Annotated in this window: 16 protein-coding genes; 3 read left to right on the top strand and 13 right to left on the bottom strand. The window is 59.9% G+C overall.

Features of this window, described 5'->3' with window-relative positions:
• Nucleotides 1-58: 58 nt before the first annotated feature.
• From serA to CAURIM_RS05830, 6 genes are all read right to left on the bottom strand, one after another.
• On the bottom strand, nucleotides 59-1,645 hold the full coding sequence (serA, locus tag CAURIM_RS05855) for a phosphoglycerate dehydrogenase (RefSeq protein WP_201828324.1): 1,587 nt from the start codon (nucleotides 1,643-1,645) through the stop codon (nucleotides 59-61).
• A gap of 44 nt (nucleotides 1,646-1,689) precedes the next feature.
• Nucleotides 1,690-2,550, bottom strand: coding sequence for a hypothetical protein (locus CAURIM_RS05850; protein ID WP_201828325.1), 861 nt, complete (start codon nucleotides 2,548-2,550; stop codon nucleotides 1,690-1,692).
• 52 nt (nucleotides 2,551-2,602) lie between these two features.
• Nucleotides 2,603-4,396, bottom strand: coding sequence for a GmrSD restriction endonuclease domain-containing protein (locus tag CAURIM_RS05845; RefSeq protein ID WP_201828326.1), 1,794 nt, complete (start codon nucleotides 4,394-4,396; stop codon nucleotides 2,603-2,605).
• A gap of 119 nt (nucleotides 4,397-4,515) precedes the next feature.
• Complete coding sequence (gene ilvC, locus CAURIM_RS05840) at nucleotides 4,516-5,529, bottom strand: ketol-acid reductoisomerase (protein WP_010186905.1); 1,014 nt, start codon at nucleotides 5,527-5,529, stop codon at nucleotides 4,516-4,518.
• Between the two features lie 111 nt (nucleotides 5,530-5,640).
• On the bottom strand, nucleotides 5,641-6,156 hold the full coding sequence (gene ilvN / locus CAURIM_RS05835) for an acetolactate synthase small subunit (RefSeq protein WP_010186907.1): 516 nt from the start codon (nucleotides 6,154-6,156) through the stop codon (nucleotides 5,641-5,643).
• 5 nt (nucleotides 6,157-6,161) lie between these two features.
• The gene (locus CAURIM_RS05830) at nucleotides 6,162-7,982 is read right to left on the bottom strand and encodes an acetolactate synthase large subunit (RefSeq protein WP_201828327.1); all 1,821 of its coding nucleotides are present in this window, start codon (nucleotides 7,980-7,982) and stop codon (nucleotides 6,162-6,164) included.
• Nucleotides 7,983-8,297: 315 nt separating this feature from the next.
• On the opposite strand from CAURIM_RS05830, the gene CAURIM_RS05825 reads away from it, so the two are divergent.
• On the top strand, nucleotides 8,298-8,831 hold the full coding sequence (locus tag CAURIM_RS05825) for a PH domain-containing protein (protein WP_201828328.1): 534 nt from the start codon (nucleotides 8,298-8,300) through the stop codon (nucleotides 8,829-8,831).
• A 2-nt stretch (nucleotides 8,832-8,833) separates the two neighbouring features.
• Nucleotides 8,834-10,687 carry a dihydroxy-acid dehydratase gene (gene ilvD / locus CAURIM_RS05820; protein ID WP_201828329.1) on the top strand — a complete coding sequence of 618 codons (1,854 nt, stop codon included), beginning with the start codon at nucleotides 8,834-8,836 and terminating at the stop codon, nucleotides 10,685-10,687.
• On the opposite strand, the gene CAURIM_RS05815 is transcribed toward ilvD, so the two are convergent.
• From CAURIM_RS05815 to CAURIM_RS05790, 6 genes are all read right to left on the bottom strand, one after another.
• Nucleotides 10,621-11,868 (bottom strand): glycosyltransferase family 87 protein, encoded by a 1,248-nt coding sequence (locus tag CAURIM_RS05815; protein WP_201828330.1) that lies wholly within the window; start codon nucleotides 11,866-11,868, stop codon nucleotides 10,621-10,623. The genes ilvD and CAURIM_RS05815 overlap by 67 nt on opposite strands.
• On the bottom strand, nucleotides 11,831-14,038 hold the full coding sequence (locus CAURIM_RS05810) for an acyltransferase family protein (RefSeq protein WP_201828331.1): 2,208 nt from the start codon (nucleotides 14,036-14,038) through the stop codon (nucleotides 11,831-11,833). The genes CAURIM_RS05815 and CAURIM_RS05810 overlap by 38 nt, the downstream gene beginning before the upstream one ends.
• A gap of 88 nt (nucleotides 14,039-14,126) precedes the next feature.
• Nucleotides 14,127-14,441 carry a transcriptional regulator gene (locus CAURIM_RS05805; protein ID WP_070447642.1) on the bottom strand — a complete coding sequence of 105 codons (315 nt, stop codon included), beginning with the start codon at nucleotides 14,439-14,441 and terminating at the stop codon, nucleotides 14,127-14,129.
• A complete protein-coding gene (locus CAURIM_RS05800) occupies nucleotides 14,438-14,875 on the bottom strand; it encodes a hypothetical protein (RefSeq protein ID WP_070447645.1) in 438 nt (145 codons plus the stop codon). The genes CAURIM_RS05805 and CAURIM_RS05800 overlap by 4 nt, the downstream gene beginning before the upstream one ends.
• Before the next feature lie 133 nt (nucleotides 14,876-15,008).
• Entirely contained in the window at nucleotides 15,009-16,010 is a 1,002-nt protein-coding gene (locus CAURIM_RS05795; RefSeq protein WP_201828332.1) for a DoxX family membrane protein, read from the bottom strand.
• Between the two features lie 28 nt (nucleotides 16,011-16,038).
• Nucleotides 16,039-16,923, bottom strand: coding sequence for a LysR family transcriptional regulator ArgP (locus CAURIM_RS05790; protein ID WP_144657209.1), 885 nt, complete (start codon nucleotides 16,921-16,923; stop codon nucleotides 16,039-16,041).
• A 70-nt stretch (nucleotides 16,924-16,993) separates the two neighbouring features.
• Between CAURIM_RS05790 and CAURIM_RS05785 the strand changes: the two genes are divergently transcribed.
• Nucleotides 16,994-17,683 carry a LysE/ArgO family amino acid transporter gene (locus tag CAURIM_RS05785; protein ID WP_201828333.1) on the top strand — a complete coding sequence of 230 codons (690 nt, stop codon included), beginning with the start codon at nucleotides 16,994-16,996 and terminating at the stop codon, nucleotides 17,681-17,683.
• On the opposite strand, the gene CAURIM_RS05780 is transcribed toward CAURIM_RS05785, so the two are convergent.
• Nucleotides 17,680-19,104 carry a YkvI family membrane protein gene (locus CAURIM_RS05780; RefSeq protein ID WP_070710564.1) on the bottom strand — a complete coding sequence of 475 codons (1,425 nt, stop codon included), beginning with the start codon at nucleotides 19,102-19,104 and terminating at the stop codon, nucleotides 17,680-17,682. The genes CAURIM_RS05785 and CAURIM_RS05780 overlap by 4 nt on opposite strands.
• Between the last annotated feature and the right edge of the window lie 38 nt (nucleotides 19,105-19,142).

Below are 19,142 nucleotides of genomic sequence, written 5' to 3'. Positions count from 1 at the left end.
CCGTGAAGAACCACGTTGGTTCCTTCACGGGGCTGTTGCGAAAAGCTTAGCCTGTGCGCTATGCGTCCAAGTCGAGCTGGCGGCAGGTAGCACCCAGCGCCGCGTTGATGTCCTCGACCAGCTCCTCCGGCACCTCACGTTCGACGCGCAGGATGAGCACAGCATCGGAGGCTTCCTTGCCCTGGGTCAGGGCGGCAGCCACGATGTTGATTCCAGCAGCGCCCAGCTTGGTGCCCACGGTTCCCAGGGCACCCGGGGCATCCTTGTAGGAGAAGAAGAGGTTGCGGCCGGTAGCGCGCATGTCGACGCCACGGCCGTTGATGCGGACAATCTTCTCCACACCATCGATACCAGTCAAGGCACCGGTGAGCTGGGAAACCAGACCGTTCGGGCCGATGACCTTCACGCGCACCGAAGAGCGGTGGCCCTTCGACTCCACGTTGGTCTTAACGTCCACGGTCACGCCGCGGCTTTCGGCGATCTTCATGGCGTTGACAAAAGTAACGGTTTCCGAAACCACGCCGGAGAACACGCCGCGAACGGCAGACAAACCAAGCGCTGAGACTTCTTCATTGGCCAGCTCACCACACGCCTCCACCTCGATGGCGACGGGCGCTGCACCCAACAGGTTGCCGGCAACGAGACCAAGCTTGCGCGTCAGGTCAAGCCAGCCGGATACCTCTTCGCCGACCTTGCCGCCCTCAACATTGACGGCGTCGGCCACGAACTCACCGGCCAGAGCCTTCAACACGGATGCGGCGACGTCGGTACCCGCACGGTCCTGCGCCTCTACCGTGGAAGCACCAAGGTGCGGCGACACGGTTACCTGCGGCAGCTCGAAGAGCGGGGAGTCGGTGCAGGGCTCGGAAGCATACACGTCGAAGCCCGCGCCGCGGTGGTGGCCCGACTTGATGGACTCTGCCAGCGCTGCCTCATCAACCAAGCCACCGCGGGCGGCGTTGATAATAATCTGACCCTTCTTGGCCTTAGCCAAGAGCTCAGCATCAAACATGCCGGCGGTCTCCGGCGTCTTAGGCAGGTGAATGGTCACGAAATCAGAGCGGGACATGAGCTCTTCAAGGCTCACCAGATCTACACCCAGCGCTGCTGCGCGAGCCGGATTGGCATAAGGATCGTAGGCGATGACGGTGGTTTCAAAAGCCAGGAGGCGCTGCGCGAAGAGCTGGCCGATGTGGCCGAAGCCGACGATGCCGATGGTCTTGCCATAGATCTCGACGCCCTTGAAGGAGGAACGCTTCCACTCCCCCTGACGCAGAGACTGATCCGCTGCCGGCACCTGGCGGGCGGTGGCCAGAAGCAGCGCGATGGCCTGCTCACACGCGGAGTGAATGTTGGAGGTCGGCGCGTTGACAACCATGACGCCGCGCTCGGTGGCAGCGGGGATATCAACATTGTCCAAACCGACACCAGCGCGACCCACAATCTTGAGGTTCTCCGCAGCGGCGAGCACCTCCGCATCCACGGTCGTGGCAGAGCGGACGAGGAGGGCGTCAGCCTCCGGCACCGCGGCGAGCAGCTCCGCACGATTTGGACCATCTACCCAGCGGACCTCGACGGTGTCCCCGAGAGCATCGACGGTGGATTCTGCAAGCTTATCGGCGATAAGAACGACCGGCTTCGACATAACTTCCTTTACTAGTCAGAATTGGAGATGCCGAGAAGTGTAGTTTATTCTTTCCAGCCCTGAGTGATTTTATGCGTGAATTCTGTCACTGAACCGAATTCCGGACCAAGGGCCACGATCGGCCCGTCTGATAGTCCAGCTGTAATCGCCGCGCCGGCCTTCGTCGCCGTCGGATCCGGGTCCTCCATCACGAACACCGTACCGCCATATGCGGTGGCATTCACCACATTGGCTAAGGGGCTATCTTTCGTCGCCACTATTACCGGTGCCATCTGCGCATCACGGCGCGCTTGCGCGGGAATCGCCGGCATCTTCTCCTTGGTAAGCTGCTGCGGCAGCGGCTCCCACGCGGCCTTGAGCTCCGTTTTCGTAGAGGAATCCAAGCGCGCGATGTTATCAACCATGCGCTCACGGTTCATCACTACTTTGGAATCAAAACGAAAAGCGGTGTACTCCCCCAACGCCTTGGTGTTTCCTGGGTCGTGGATGACCTCGAGTTGCCCGCTCTGGCTAGCCCACGGGACGTTGCCGATAACCAGGATTCGGTCAACATCAAGGTCATTGAGCAGTTGTGAAATCTGCGGGCGAATCGAATCGTCGTAGGTCACCATGGGAACGCGCTGCGACACGCTCAACGTCGCTGCGCGCAAGGCCGCAGCATCCGTCTCCTCGGCGAGGATCAGCGAATTGCTCTCCTTGAAAAATAAACGTGCCGAATCGATTCCCCAACGGTCCCCAACAACGGTGACTTCATCGGCGAATTGCGGATCAATGAGCCGCAGGCGGTTTTCCTCGCTCGCGCGAGCCAGATCAATCTCAGACTCAGGGAGAGCGGTGATGTCTTGAGTCAAGAGGGGCTCACCGCGTCCCAGCGATGAGCACCCTACGGCTCCCAGAGCGGTCATGCCCAGCAGTAGCGCCGCGGAGACGGCCTTTAGCCCACGTAGAAATGGAACCTTAACGAGCAAAGGCCTGCGGCCCCTCCTCGCCACCAGAGAGATTCGCCTCGTCCACGTCAGACACTACCTTTTTGTTCAGCGCGTATTCAACGATGCCAACGAAGCGCTCGCGGCGGTCAGCAAAGAACTGGTGCACAGTCTTTGCGGTCAGCAGCTCTGGTTCCAGTTCGTGGGAGGCCAGCACGCTATCGAACTCAGCATCCTCCATGATCGATTTCGACTGCACGCGCGGCAGGTAGCGCTCGGGCGAATGCCCATCGATGACAACCTCGGTGCGTTTGCCCATCGGAGTGCGGTTCAGCACGGAGTTTGCCAGCACGCCGCTGACGCCGTGGCGCTCGCACCAGCGAAGTGGGAAGACGGGAAAGAAGCCCGGCTGCAGTTCCTCAAAGCTATGGCGACTAAACGGACGGCCCGTACGCCAGTCCTTTGCGCCACGAGCCATGAGCAGGGCGTACAGGCCGTGCCACACTCCGTCGTGCTCTCCTACCGACAACAGGCGGGACTCGCGGAAGGAGGCATCACGGACGGTCTTCGGAATATCCTCGGTGTCGCCTGCAACCCATGCGGTGACCTCGTCGACATCGCGTGCGGCACGTAGCTTCACGGCCGACGAGCCGTAGAGCTCACCAAAGACGCCGCTCCAGAACCACTGGTTGAGGCGGTCCCAGGATTCCTGGCTCGACAGCACGCCCTTCTTCTCCGCCAGACGTGCCAAGATCACCGCCAGCGGAATGATCTGCTCGGAATAGGGCACCTGCTCCAAAGATAGGATGCAGCGCTCAGCTAAGAATTCAGCCACCTCACGGAAAGTAATCACTAGGGTTTGCGAAGCCTTGCGGTACTCCGACAACGAGAGCTGCAGGATATCCTCGCGCTGGCCGCCAGCGTTGCCCTTCTCCCCCGACACCAGCAAAGACACCGCCGACAAGAACTCATTACGGCCAATTCCGTCGAGCGCCCGGAAGGCACGCAGCTGCCTCTCGACGTCCGCCCAATCCTCCGCCAAGTGAAAGTCCGGGTCTTCAGATGCAAAGACTGCTGTGAGGAGATCGAAGACATCCATCTGCAAACCAGCCGAGTTCACCTGCGCGAAGATGGAGCCAATGCCAGCGCTCGCAGTCTCACGAGAAAGACGGATCATCGGCACAGTGTATCCGGACAGGGGGCGCAGAATCCGGTTGTTGAAGGCAGCAACAACATCGCGATTGGCGCCGTCATTAGCTGCCGCGAGCTCGAAGAGCATGCTAGTGCCCTCCTCGCTCAGGAGCGCGGAGACGGGAATGCAGCATGCTTCCACGGCGGCCTCACGGCTGTTCAAAAAAGACTCGAGCTCTGGCGCGAAGTGGGAGCGCAGCTCGCCGTGTTGGTTGATAGCGAAGACGGCCTCATCCGGCATGATGTCCTCGGAGGTCGCCTTATGCAAGTCTACAAAGTACTTGCGGGAAACCTTCTTGGAACGAAAATCAGTGGTATCGACAAAACCCTCGCCACGGAAGCAGTGGTACAGAGTGGTCAACCTCTGCTGACCATCGAGCAGAAGCAGGCCGGGGTTTACCCCGGTATTGGGCGCACCTGCGAGCGGCCGCGGCCGAAAGCGCATAGCCTCGTTGCGGGTATCCAAGGCCATAAATGCGCCGAGCGGGTAGCCGCGCAGGACAGTGACGATCAACGATCGGATGCGGTCCTCGTCCCAGGAATAGGAGCGCTGAAAATCGGGAAGCTGAATATCACCGCGATCGATGCGGGCGAAGAGGTCATTAAGGTCATAGCTTGGCGTAGAGAAACCCATGGCCTCAACCCTACTCTCGGATGTGGGAATGTGCCCGTTTGTGCGAGAACATCACAAAACAAAAGATTCCCGTTGACCACTGCACACAGGCCAACGGGAATCTTCAGATAAAACGCGGTTTAGGCAGTTGCGTCCAGCGGATTCTTTACCCAGCTCATGAGATCGCGCAGCTGGGAGCCAGTCTGCTCGATCGGGTGGGAGTTCACCTTGGCGCGCAGATCCTCGAGCTCCTTGTTGCCACCCTCAACGTTGGCAACGAGGCGCTTGACAAAGGTGCCGTCCTGAATATCGGTCAGGACATCCTTCATACGCTCCTTCACGGAAGCGTCGATGACGCGCGGTCCAGAAAGGTAGCCGCCGAACTCCGCGGTGTCAGAACAGGAGTAGTTCATGTTCTTGATGCCACCCTCAACGATGAGATCAACAATGAGCTTCAGCTCGTGGCAGACCTCAAAGTAGGCCATCTCCGGCTCGTAGCCAGCCTCGGTAAGGACCTCGAAGCCGTTCATGATCAGGTACTCCACGCCGCCACACAGGACAGCCTGCTCACCGAAGAGGTCGGTCTCAGTCTCATCCTTGAAGGTGGTCGGGATAACGCCAGCGCGGGCACCGCCGATGGCTGCGGCGTAGGACAGGGTCAGTTCGCGTCCCTCGCCCTTCGGATCCTGCTCGGTAGCAATCAGGCAAGGAACGCCCTTTCCGTCAACGAACTGGCGGCGAACCAAGTGGCCCGGTCCCTTCGGAGCGACCATACCGATGGTGATGTTCTCTGCCGGCTTGATCAGACCGAAGTGGATGTTGAGGCCGTGGCCGAAGAACAGTGCGTTGCCGTCCTCCAGGTTCGGCTCGATGTCCTCGGTGAAGATAGCAGCCTGAGAGGTATCCGGCGCCAGCAGCATGATGACATCAGCCCACTTGGCAGCCTCAGCATTGGTGAGAACCTTGAAGCCAGCCTCCTCTGCCTTCTCGCGGGACTTGGAGCCTTCGCGCAGGCCGATGGCGACCTCAACGCCGGAGTCACGCAGGTTCATTGCGTGGGCGTGGCCCTGGGAGCCGTAGCCAATGATGGCAACCTTGCGGCCCTGGATGATGGTCAGGTCTGCATCGGAATCGTACAGAGTCTCAATAGCCATGTTTGATGTTCCTTTTCTCTTTGGGTTCGTGAGCACTACGCATCCAGTAGTAACTCTGCCTATTGAATTTGTATCACACTTTGGGACACTCTGCCCACATTGTGAGATTTTTTATTTGCTCGGTGCCATCGCCTTCGGGCCACGCCCCAGCGCGACATTTCCGGACTGCACCAGTTCGCGGATGCCGAAGGGCTCGAGGACATCGAGAAGCGCCTGCAGCTTGCCGGGCGTTCCGGTGGCCTCCACCACCACGGACTCCGGCGATACATCCACGATGCGGGCACGGAAGATGTTCACCGCATCGACCACCTGGGGGCGGTTCGAATTATCCGCAGCCACCTTGACCAGCATGATGGCGCGGGCAATGGTGTTTTCCTCTTCCAGCTCCACCACCTTGAGCACCGGAACAATCTTGTTGAGCTGCTTCGTCACCTGCTCGATGACAACCTCGGAGGCGTCCACAACGATGGTCAGGCGGTTGATTCCCTCGGTTTCAGTCCGCGCGGAGACCAGCGAGATGAGGTTATAACCACGGCGGGTGAACATACCGGTCACACGGGAAATGATGCCCTCAATATCCTGGACGCGCACGGACAGGATGTGGCGAGTGATATCGTCTTTAGCCATTGCTCTTAGGCCTCCTCGAGGGATTCGTGGATGTCGGCCGGTTCCTCGGCCGCGGACTCATTTTCATCAAACAGCGGGCGCAGGCCCAGGGCGTACTGGATCTCCTCGTTGGAGGCGCCGCCGCCAATCATCGGCCACACCTGGGCGTCTTGGCCCACAATGAAGTCGATGACCACTGGGCGGTCAGTGATTGAGCGCGCTCGTTCAATCGCCGGGCCAATCTCTTCCACGCTGGTGACGCGAATGGATTCGCAGCCCAGGGCCTCGCTGAGCTTGACGAAGTCCGGGACGTACTCATCGTGCTCACGCAGCTTGGTATGGGAGTACTTGTTCTCATAGAAGAGCGTCTGCCACTGGCGCACCATGCCCAAGTTTCCGTTATTAATGACAGCCACCTTGATGGGGAACCCTTCCACCGCAGCGGTGGTGAGCTCCTGGTTGGTCATCTGGAAGCAGCCATCACCGTCGATTGCCCAGACTTCACGCTCCGGGCAGGCAGCTTTGGCGCCGAGCGCTGCGGGCACTGCGTAGCCCATCGTGCCGGCGCCACCGGAGTTGATCCAGCTTCGTGGGTGCTCGAAATCAAGAAACTGGGCCGACCACATCTGGTGCTGGCCCACGCCCGCGCAGTAGATCGCCTCCGGGCCCACGATTGCGCTGAGTTGCTGAATAACCTCTTGCGGATTGAGCAGGCCGTCTCCTGTCGGCTCGAAACCGCGCGGGAAGCGGCTCTGCAGGTCTCCCAAATACTCCATCCACGGGCCAATTCGCGGGGCATCCAGTTCCGCATCATTGGCATAAGCCTTTGTCAGGCGCAGAAGCACCTCGCGCGCATCACCCACGATGGGGACAGCTACCTCACGGATCTTGCCAATCTCAGCCGGGTCGATATCTGCGTGAATAACCTCGGCATGGGGAGCGAAGGTGTCGGTATCACCGGTCACGCGGTCATCGAAGCGCGCGCCCACGGCGATGATGAGATCAGCGCGCTGGAGCGCGGCTACCGCCGGTACCGTGCCGTGCATGCCGGGCATCCCCATGTGTTGTGGGTGGGTATCCGGGAAAGCACCGAGCGCCATGAGGGTGGTCACCACCGGGATGCCGGTCAGCTCAGCAAACTCGCGCAGCTCGCGGGAGGCACCTGCCTTGATGACACCGCCGCCAACGTAGAGCACCGGACGCTCGGCGCGAGCAATGCGTTGGACAGCCTGGGTAATTTGGCGCGGATGCGGGGTCGTAGTGGGCTTGTAGCCGGGCAAATCCGGCATGACCGGACCCGAGTACTCCATAAGCGCGTTCTGCACGTCCTTCGGAATATCCACGAGGACAGGTCCTGGACGGCCACTGGAAGCCAAATGGAAAGCTGCTGCAATGGCACCAGGGATATCTTCGGCCTTGGTGACGATGAAGTTATGCTTTGTAATCGGCATCGTCACGCCGCGGATATCAGCCTCTTGGAAGGCGTCGGTGCCCAACAACGAACTGCCGACCTGTCCGGTAATAGCCACGACGGGCACGGAGTCCAGGTTTGCATCCGCCAGCGGGGTCACCAGGTTGGTGGCACCTGGACCGGAGGTAGCAATCATGACGCCGACCTTTCCGGATGCCTGCGCATAGCCTTCTGCTGCATGGCCAGCTCCCTGCTCGTGGCGGGTGAGCACGTGGCGCAGCTTCGTGGATTCAAACAGGGCGTCGTACAGCGGAAGCACGGCGCCGCCCGGAATGCCGAAGACCAGCTCGGTGCCCAAATCTTCGAGGGTACGGACAATGGCGTGTGCGCCCGTGATGCGCTCGGGCGCCCGCTGTGGCGGTGTGGAAGCTGTCACGGTTGGTGTGCTCCTTTAGTGGGGGTGGATATCGGAGAGATCATCCAACGAATAACGCCCCCGTCTTTCCTTCCTGGGTGTGAAGGTAACGGGGGCGCATGCTGGTCGACGTCACTAGCGGACTCGCTACGGCTCGCGCCGCCCGGGTACTACTACGAGGTGAAGTCGAATAATGATCATGGGATAAACTGTACACTGATAGAAACGCCACCGCAGGCCTTTACCCCCATTTTTGGGATCTATTTCTCATTTAGCGAGATTCCACAGGTGGGGCGGTTCGCCACCGCGCCATATTGTCAATTACGATGACCCACTATGACGTCCTCACACCCGCAGAACGCATCTTCTCGCGCCGAACACCCCACGGCCGAAACGTTCAAGCCCACTCGCGAACACCTCCTCGGCATCGGCATCCTCGCCGCCATCGCTTTCCTCAGCATTGGCTGGGCCCCGAAGTACCTCTTCTGGATTCTCATCTTCCCCGTGCTGGCCATCTGGTGGGTCCTGCGGGCCCGCACCACCGTGGACAGCACGGGCATCCACATCACCTATGGCTTCCGCGGACCCAAGGACATCGCGTGGAAGGACTTTAAAGGCATCGGTTTCCAACGCTCGAAGGCCTACGCTCGCACCAGCAGTGGCAACAACCTCAACCTGCCGGGAGTGACTTTCAACTCCCTCCCCCGTCTCGCTGCCGCTTCCAATGGGCGCATCCCCGACGCCCTGAGCGCTGGCCGTGACGCCGCCGATGACAAGGTGGTCATCGTCCACCGCGATGGCCAACAGATCCTCCTCACCAAGGAGGAATACGCCGAGTACCTCAAGAAACACCCCGAACTGAAGGATTAACCATGTACCCTCTCCGCTCTAAAGTCACCACCGTTGGCCGCCAGGCATCCGGTGCCCGCGCACTGTGGCGCGCTACCGGCTCCAAGGAGAGTGACTTTGGCAAGCCGATCGTCGCCATCGCCAATTCCTTTACCCAGTTCGTACCCGGTCACGTCCACCTCAAAAACGTCGGTGACATCGTGGCCGATGCCGTCCGCGAAGCCGGCGGCGTGCCGAAGGAGTTCAACACCATTGCTGTTGACGATGGCATCGCCATGGGCCACAGCGGCATGCTCTACTCTCTGCCTTCGCGAGAGATTATCTCCGATTCCATCGAGTACATGGTCAACGCGCACACTGCCGACGCCCTGGTGTGCATCTCGAACTGCGACAAGATCACCCCGGGTATGTTGAATGCTGCACTGCGCCTCAACATTCCCACCATCTTCGTCTCCGGCGGCCCGATGGAAGCCGGCAAGGCCGTCGTCGTTGACGGCGTGGCGCATGCACCGACGGATCTGATTACGGCGATCACGGCCTCGGCCAGCGATGCCGTCTCCGACGAGGGCTTGACCCGCGTGGAGGAATCCGCCTGCCCTACCTGTGGTTCCTGCTCCGGCATGTTCACCGCCAACTCCATGAACTGCCTCACCGAGGCGCTCGGCTTGGCCCTGCCGGGCAATGGCACCACGCTGGCTACCCACAGCGCCCGCCGAGATCTCTTCGAGCAAGCTGGCCGCACCATCGTGGAGATGTGCCGACGCTACTACGGCGAAGAAGACGACGCCGTTCTCCCGCGCTCCATCGCCACCAAGGAAGCCTTCAGCAATGCCATGGCTCTGGACATGGCTATGGGTGGTTCCACCAACACCATCCTCCACACGCTAGCCGCCGCACAGGAGGGCGAGGTGGACTTCACCCTCGAGGACATCAACGAGATCTCCTACCGCGTACCGTGCCTGTCCAAGGTGGCCCCCAACGGCACTTACCACATCGAAGACGTGCACCGCGCCGGCGGCATCCCCGCCATCTTGGGCGAGCTGCGCCGCGGCGGCCACTTGAACCTCAAGGTCCACACCGCGCTTTACGACAACGCCGAGGAGTGGCTCGACGATTGGGATATCCGCGGCGGCAAGGCCACGGAAGCCGCTCTCGAGCTTTTCCACGCCGCACCCGGCGGTGTACGCACCACCGAGCCATTTAGCCAGTCCAACCGTTGGGATGAGCTGGATACTGACGCTGCCAATGGCTGTATCCACGACGCCGAGCACGCTTTTTCCTCGGACGGTGGCCTGGTCGTCCTGCGCGGCAACCTCGCCCCCAACGGGGCCATCGTCAAGGCCGCCGGCATGGAGGAAGAGCTGTGGACCTTCACTGGCCCGGCCCGCGTGGTGGAGTCCCAGGAGGAGGCCGTGTCCATCATCCTCAAGAAAGAGGTCCAGCCGGGCGATGTCATCGTCATTCGCTACGAGGGGCCCGCAGGTGGTCCCGGCATGCAGGAGATGCTGCACCCGACTTCCTTCCTCAAGGGTTCCGGTTTGGGCAAGGCCTGCGCTTTGATTACAGATGGCCGTTTCTCCGGCGGCACTTCCGGCCTTTCCATCGGCCACATCTCTCCCGAGGCAGCCCACGGCGGCCTCATCGGCCTAGTGGAAAACGGTGACCCCATCACCATCAACATCCGCGAGCGCCAGCTCTCCCTCGACGTCGACGAGGACGTTCTCGAACGCCGCCGCGCCACTGAGGAGCAGCGCGAGAAGCCCTGGACCCCGAAGCACCGCAACCGCCCGGTCACCAAGGCCCTGCGCGCCTACGCCAACATGGCCACGTCCGCTGACCGTGGTGCGGTGCGCGTGGTGGATGGCCACGTCCAGTAGGCCATCCCGGCCATAATGAGCGGCAGTGCCACCCAGGCCAAGGACGAGCGCCAGCGGATAATAGCTTCCGCTGGTGCCCACAGGCCCTCGGGCGGCGCAGCGCTGGAAACTAGGCACCACCAGACCACTACGATGAGTAAGGTTCGCGCGGGACTGCCGGGGATCACCACCGTCGCAATCACTGGTAGCAGCCAGATGCAGTAGTAGCCCTGCATGAGACCAGTAGTCATTAGCACTCCGGCAAAAAGAACACCGAGTGAGCAGTACACCCACACCACCGGTTGCTCGCGCTTGTAGCGCCACAGTGCTACCAACGCTAGCCCCACCACTACGAGGAAAGCCACGGTTGCGCCCGTGATGGCTCCCTCCGACCAGTCGAGCTGCCGGCCCACGCCTTCGATGGAACCATTGTTATAGTCGCGGGCCTGCCCCAGGTAAGGCAGCAAACGGTCGACGTAATTCTGTGGTTGGGACATTGTGAACCACCCAGCGGCAAAAACCACGACCATGAATACCGCAGCCACGACGAGCACGGCGATATGGCCGGACAACAGTGATACCACGCCCAGAGCTAGAAACTGTGGCTTGATGGTCATGGCCACGCCAAGAATAATGCCCGCTGCGACGGCCTCCCGAGACTTCAGGGCCGCACGCCAGCCGCTTGCCAGCAGCTTGATAGTCAACAGCGCAAAAAGAACCTGTAGCAGGAAGAGGAAGCCGTTGATATTGGTAAGGCTCAGCGTGCTTTTCACCGGCTCGTTAAAGGCGCAGGCCACGATGACTAGCACAGCGAAGACAGGGCCCCGATAGCGCGCCGCAACCGAGGCAGCCAGCAGCCACAGCGCAGTGAAGATGGACACCGCGCCTAGCCACATCATGATAGTACGTGCGATGTCCCGGCCGGGCAGCCAGCCGATTGGTCCGAGAAGAAAAGTTGCCCCCGGTGAGTACAGGTAGTGGGGATCGAGCGTGGAGTAGTCCTCATCGTAGACCGGCTGACCATGGACATACTTGTCAACGGCGTTCCAAATGGGATCAAAATCAGATCCCGTGGTCCCGGCTGGGGACCACACTACGGCAGCAAATACCATAACGCCAGCAACGAAATAGAGCACCCGGACGGCCGGAACACGCCAATCAGGGTCAGAGGCCGGGGGAAGTAGGTTCTTCAACAAGTTCATCGCTAGGTAGCGTACCACCGTACATTTGGCGCTCTAGCCCGTCACTCAACATGGCGGCGAACGTGTTGGTGAGATGCGAAGAATCGCGGTAAACCATCACGTTGCCGATCACGCCAGGGCAACGCTCTGGACCACACATGGCGTTTGTCAGGTCAAGGTGAGTGACATCCAACCCAGCCAGTGCGCTCACGGCAGGGTTCTCAGCCAACAGTGAGTCGTCTCGCTCCACGCCGCAATCAAGCAGGGGATCGCCTGCAACGTATCCACCCGCAGCCACGCAGTCACGCACATCTAAGGGGCCTGCCGAGGTGTGCGGCCAGGGCGTGTCGCGCAAACCCCACACTCGCATGCCCGCACTGTTGAGGCGTTCGACCACCGTGCGGAGTCCCTCGGGAGTCTGCTCGGGCCCCATGGTTCCTGGCGCTGGCTGGGTAGAAATGAGAAAGGTGCCTTCCGTAGCTGGATTGGCCTCCATGTATTCCAAAGCAGCCTCGGTCCAGGCGGCGCACTCCGGGTAGTCGTGTCCGTCGGAGCGCTTAGGCTCACCGCCTGGGAAGCAGCCCATCTTCAGCAGCGGAACAATTCGAATCCCCTGGTCACGACCCACGATATCCAAGGTCGTCAATATATGGTCCGCATGTGAATTTCCAAACAGGTACATCGTACGAGCGGATTCCAGGTCACCGTATGCGCACGGTATATCCTCAGTGTTTCGCTGATGCGTCAGAATCGGCTCTTCATGTTCAAAAAGTGCCGTGCAGCCATCGGCGTGCGAGGCCGGGTAGAAAGACTCAATAGGGTTGAGAGCATTCGGCACCGGGTCACGCGGCGGCACCTCAACACCGTTTAGGAGAGCATCGGGGCCGGGATAGTCAATAGTGTCGCTCTCGCTAATGCTCGCGGTTGAATCCGAAACCGCAGGAGGCTGCGCCCACGCGGCCAGTGCTATAGCTGAGACGGTTAGCGCCGCGATACCTGCCGTCGCACCCTTTTCTACACCGACTAACCTCCCTGGCGCCCAAGAGCGCTCTCCGGGTTTAGTTTTCTGCCGAGTCGGCACCTCCACGTAGCTCAGCGTGAGCCAGGCAAGCACCACCGAGAGGGCAATGACGCCGGCACCCGCCGCAAGTCCACGGGTAGTGCCAACAGCAGCGAGAATGCCCATACCATCGCGGTTGGACTCTCCCCCACTGAGTAGATAGGTAACCAACACCAACAATGGCCAGTGCCACAAGTAAAGACTGTAAGAAATTCGACCTAAGAATTGGAATGGTGCGGTGGTCAGAAGCCGACCGAGACGCGAGGAAGGTCCCGCGACGATAATGAGAGCCGCGCCCGCAAGCGGCATCAGCGTCGCAGGGCCGGGGAACTGCTGGGCGCCGTCCATGACTACTCCGGTGGCCAGGATGAGCGCTAGGCCAACAAGACTCCAGTCAGTCTTCCGATGACCGGCCCCAGCAGTTCCAGACATGCGGTGGGTTCCCGGTTGTGTCAGCCACAGCCCCAGCAGCCCGCCGAGGCCAACCTCCCAGAAACGGCTGAGCGGCGAGTAATAATTTGTACCTTGGTCAACACCATGCAGATACATCGCGTAAAGGAAGCTGGCCAGCGTAGCAATGCCGAGCCCCCAAGGGGCCATGTTTATACCACTGACCTGGGCCTTACCTTCACGGCGTCCACAGAGCCGGTACACACCTGCACACAGGAAGATAACCAGTAGGGATCCTAGATAGATTTGCAGCTGGGCTGACATGGACCACAGGTGTTGATACGTACTCACATCTTGACCAATGGCAGCGTAGTCCTGTCCGGCAGCCGATAAAGCGAAGTTTTGGACATAGGCTAACGAGCTCAGCGCTTCTCGGCCTTCTCTTCCCCACCGCGTCGGGGGAAAGACTATTAGGGCTAGGGCCAGCGTGACAGTGACCGTAACCACGAGCGCCGGAAAGAGTCGACGCAGCATCCTGATAACCACTTGGACTGGGGTTAGCCCCCGAGGGTTGAGGGCGTTGCGAATTTGGGGCCCGAAAAAGAAGACTCCGCCGATAAGCAGGAAGACGTCGACGCCCGCTGAGACCTTGCCCACGAAGACGTGGAAGAACACGACCAGCGCGATGGCCAAGCCGCGCAGGCCGTCAATGTCTGTACGATACGTCGATGATTTCGCCATAGCCCCTAAATCCTAGGACATTCGGGCTCTAAAACCGTCATCGGCATGATGCGTGGGAACGCTGATGCCTTGTGAACTGTGCCCACGATCAATCTCCGGCCAAAGCCTTAAGCGCCGCCAAATGACCATCGAAAGCTGTTTTACCTTCCTCCGTCAGAGCGACCCATACCGAATCTTTAGCGCGGCTGGTGCCGTACTCGCGGAAGCGCGTGACGTAGCCAGCTTTCTCTAATGCACCAAGCTGCTTGGACAGGGAGGCGTCGGAAAGCTCCGTGCGGTCACGCAACATAGCGAACTTCATCTCACGGTTTACTTCCCCACCCTGCGTGGCACCGAAAGCATTGAGTGTGGCGCAAATCTTAAAGCGATTGAGCGGGTGAATTACCGGATCGAGCCCATTCATCGCGGCATCCTATCCAGCGCACCCGTGTGCAACGTCCAAAAGACCGCCAAGCTGCACAGCACACCTGCGATGCACGAGGCAATAACATGCCCTTCAACAAAAGGATTGAACAGTGCCGGCAGAATCATGAAACCCAAACCCGCAAAATACCGCCAGGTGACACTCCGTGACGCATGCGGATCCACCTTCTGGCGCATCGAATCCCTCACCCCCGTGCGATAAAAGAAGGCGAGACTCACCAAGAGCGCGAGTACAAGAAGCAGTCCACCAACAAGAACGAGAGGATGGACGTCATCCTTGATCCACATGTAGGCAAACCACGCACCGTACACCACCGCTGCGAGCAGGCTCAACCAGATGGGCGGCCGCTTGGCTGCGGCCAGCCGTTGTTGCTCCTCAAATGCAAGTGCGTCCCGAACATCCTGATCAGACAAAACTAAAGCTCCCTCCTGCAGCACCAAAGTAAGTTGTTTTCCATTACAGAAAACAACTTACTTTACGCAATGGAAAACAACAAGATCTTGTATATAGCTGCAGGCTGGGAGCGTAGAAACGCGCTAACAACGCCTAGTTTATCGGGTTAACGCCAGCGCCAAACCACCAGATAGCGACCAGCGCGGCCACGCCAATGACGACGAAAATCCAGGACGTTGCCAGCGGGCGGCGGGTCCAGGAGCGATTGAAGTCCAAGGAGATGAATCCCGGGCCGGTGAACTGCAGGGCCACCGCGATAACGAAGAGGACGAGCCCCAGCCAGACACTCTCATTCCACGCGAAGACATCCAACCCGGCACCGGAGGCGTTGAGGCCGTGGATAGCGGAGAAGCCCGTGACGATAAGGCCGAACATAGCGGCCAGCGGTGTCACCAGGCCGAGAAGCAGGAAGGCTCCGGCAATGAGCTGAACAGTCGGCACACCGATGGCCAAGGCTGCAGCCATGGTGTACTCGCCGAACTCCTTCTCCAAGCCGGACAGTCCCTCGTTACCGCCGAGCTTAAAGAAGGTCGAAGCACCCGCCACGAGCAGGTAAACGCTGAGCGCTAGGCGCACGAAGAGCAGACCGAAGTCGATGGTGCCGCGACGTGCCGGCTCCGGCTTCTCCTCCACCGCTGCTGCCTCGGAGTCCACGGCGGGGTCGGCAACAGCAACCGTGCTTGGTACCTCTTCATAGCTCTCAGTTGCCACAGGTTCAGTTGTGGTATCAGCGGCAGCGGTTGCCGATACCGGCATAGCAGTTGTCTCCGCTTCGGACTCTGTCGTCGCCTCCGCGCGCGGGAAGGCGGTGGTCTCGGTTTCTGCTGCAGCACTGTCGAAAGACAGGGAGCCACGGGAGGCACCCTCAAAAGTTTCGGTCTTGGCTTCAGACTCTGCTTCAACGGCAGGCTCCTCGGCCTTCTTGGGCTTAATCACTTGCGGCTCGGCACGTCCGGGACGCTGGAAGAGGCTGCTCTTCTTCGGCTTATCGGTAGCTTCTTCTTTAGACGTGCTGTCCTTCACGGAGTCTTTCCCCGTGTAGGTCGGAATATCGTCATCAAAGTCGGTGGCTTTATCAGGAGTTTTATCGCTCATACCTCCAACTTAAGGCAGTACAGCCCCCTTATGGTGCATCTTTATCGGCGCGGCGCGAAGCTAAAACTGCACGGCCTGCGTCTAAGACATCCGCCGTGAGGTCCGCAAGCAACTCCGACTCCAGGCGCCAGCGCTGCCAGTAGAGGTCAATGTCAAGCGGGAAGTCGTCGAGAAGCACCAGCTCCCCGGTCTCCAGCAAGGGCTGTGCCTGCAGGCGCGGCACTAAGCCCCACCCCAGGCCATAGCGCACTGCTTCGACATAACTCTCCGAAGAAGGAATCTGGGACACCCGCGCACGCAGAACATGGGAATCAATGAAGCGCTCGCGCATGGCGTCATCCAAGGTGGCGTCGTTCGGACCGAAGCCCACGATGGGCAGGGTCTCCCAGTCCTCGAAAGTCTCCGCCAGAGCGGGCGCGGCGACGGCAAAGTAGCGCATGGTACCGAGGTACGTGGATTCACAACCTGAGACCGGGTTTTGCTCGCGCGTAACCGCGCCCAGCACATCACCCCGGCGCAACATGGCGAGTGTACGGGCTTCATCTTCGATGCGGATGCGCAGCGCCGCCTCACCGCGCTCGGCGGTGCTCTGGATTACAGGGCGGAACCACGTGGCCAGGGAATCCGAGTTGATAGCAACGGTGAGTGGAACGCGGGACAGGCGCTCGGTCAGCCGCGCATCCGCCTCAGCTTGGACCAGCGCCATGCGCCGTGCTGCTTGGGCGACGATCTCCCCTGCTTCAGTCACGGTGACCGGAGTGCCGCGGCGCAGAAGGATGCGGCCGGTCGAAACTTCCAGCGCTTTGATGCGCTGACTGACGGCCGAAGGAGTGATTCCCAACACAGCCGCAGCCCCCTCGAAGGATCCTTCATCGATGATGGCCAGCAACGTTTCGGTATGGAGCGGATTCATGAAGCTATATTAAACCAGCTGTAGAACATTTAACTAGACTTCATATGGCGCTATGCGCAGACTAGAAGCCATGTCAGTATTGCTTGCAGGATTTGCGCTAGGTCTATCCCTCATCATCGCCATCGGACCGCAGAATGCCTACATCATCAAGATGGGCATTAAACGCGATCATGTCGGGCCCATCCTGTTGGCATGCTTGCTTTCCGACGTCATCCTGATCACCGGCGGCACCGCCGGCGTCGGCGTCCTCGTCGAACGCTTCCCCACCGCGCTCGTCGTGGTCAAGTACTTGGGCGCGGCCTACCTCATCTACTTCGGATGCACGTGCTTCCGCGATGCCTTCAAGAAGCAACAGGATGCACTGGTCATTGAGGAAACTGCACCGGTAGCGCAGGTCGTTGAAGACAACTCGGGCAATTCGGGAGCTTCAGGAACCTCCGTACTCACCAAAATTCGCCCCCGCATGCGCTCTAAGTCCTGGATCAAGCCCGTCCTTGGTGCGTTGGCGCTGACCTGGCTCAATCCCTTGGCCTACGTCGACGCGCTGGTCATGCTGGGCTCCATTGCGAACCAATATGGCGACCAGCGCTGGGTCTTCGCAGGCGGCGCGATTTTGGCCAGCTCCGTCTGGTTCCCCTCCCTGGGCTTTGGTGCCTGGAAACTTTCCCACGTGCTGGCCAAGCCGACGACGTGGCGCGTAGTCAACATCGTCATCGGCTGTGTCATGCTTGCGCTGACGGCAAAGCTCCTGCTCTTCTAATCTTTCTTTGATTCTTCTGGGAGCTCTTCGTCTTCGGCAGGGTCTCCCACCGCGCCGGTCTCCTCGACCCAGGCCTTAATTTCTTCGTCGCTGCGGTCCTGCTCCACGCCCTCGCGCTCAGTGTAGTAGGAGTGATCGTTGCGGTTTTCCTCCCAGCCTTCCCTGTCGAAGTCTAGGTCTTCATCCGAGTCTAATTCGTCAACCACATCGGAGACGAGGTCCTCGTAGAGGGCTTCATCATCCATGTTGGAATCAGCGATCTGCTGGCCGATCTCGTCGTCGTAACGAGCTGCGTCGTACTCCGAATCGGGGTGCAGCTTGAGGTGCAACAGGGCGCGGATGCGCTCACGGCGCAGCCCCTCGTCCTTGATCTTGCCCAGGGAGCGCAGCCAGCCAATAACCAGGATGGCCACGAGGACGATGCCCATGTAACCCAGTACTGGGTAGACATACTGCATCAGTGCCTTGAAACCGGCAAAGGACACGGCGAAGCCAGCGAGGCAGCCTACGATGAAGATGATGCGGTACTTCGATTCCTTGCCAGAGGACAAACGCTTACCCAGCGCGTAAAACATACCGATGGCCGTGTTGAAAATCATCAGGTAAATGATGATGGCCATAATGACGCCGAGTGTTGGGTGGATATTGTCTACCAGGGTCAGCATCGGAATATCGGAATCGCCCACGCTCTCTGCGTTCATGAGCAGCGAGAAACCGGCGATGGCCATGAGTACCGCGTAAACCGCGCCGCCCACGATGCCGCCGACGCCCGCCTCGCGCGGGCTGATATTATCGCCGCCGATCACCAGGGACATCGATACAGCCAGGATGAGGGCTAGGCCGTTGTAGTTCAGCGCGGAGATAAGCCAGTGCGGGATTGGGGATTCAATCGCTTCGGATGCAGTAATTGCAGCGTCGACACTGTCCGGCATATGCAGCAGTGTATAAGCGCCGGCGAAGAGCACCGCGATGATGATGGTCGGCGTAAGAAGGCCAATGACCTGGGAAACCTTATCAACATCGAACATGCCCGTGATCAGAACCAGGACGAGCATGAGCAAGGAACCAACCCAGGCAGGCCAGCCGAACTGTTGCTGCATGTTGGAACCGGCACCGGCCAGCATGACAAAGCCCACCGCAAAGAGCGTAAGGATCACTGCGACATCCAGAATGCGCGAAATGATCGGGTGGGTGATGTTCCGAAACACTTGGTTGTGCTCGCTGGCGTGGAAATAGCTTCCCAGCTGGAGGAAGACCGTGCCGGCAAGGGTCATGACCAAGCCGGCAACCAAGATTCCCCACATGCCAGGAATACCGAAGGACGTAAAGTACTGGACAACTTCCTGCCCCGTGGCAAAGCCCGCACCAACGAGCAAGCCAATAAAGGACAAAGCGAGGCCCATAACGTTTTTATAAGACACGTTTTCCTATCTGCTTTCTATTTTCTTCTTCTTATGCT

This window comes from Corynebacterium aurimucosum (genome assembly GCF_030408555.1).
GTDB lineage: Bacteria > Actinomycetota > Actinomycetes > Mycobacteriales > Mycobacteriaceae > Corynebacterium > Corynebacterium aurimucosum.
The sequence above is the reverse complement of the archived record's forward strand: the minus strand, read 5'-3'. Positions and strand labels throughout refer to the sequence as shown.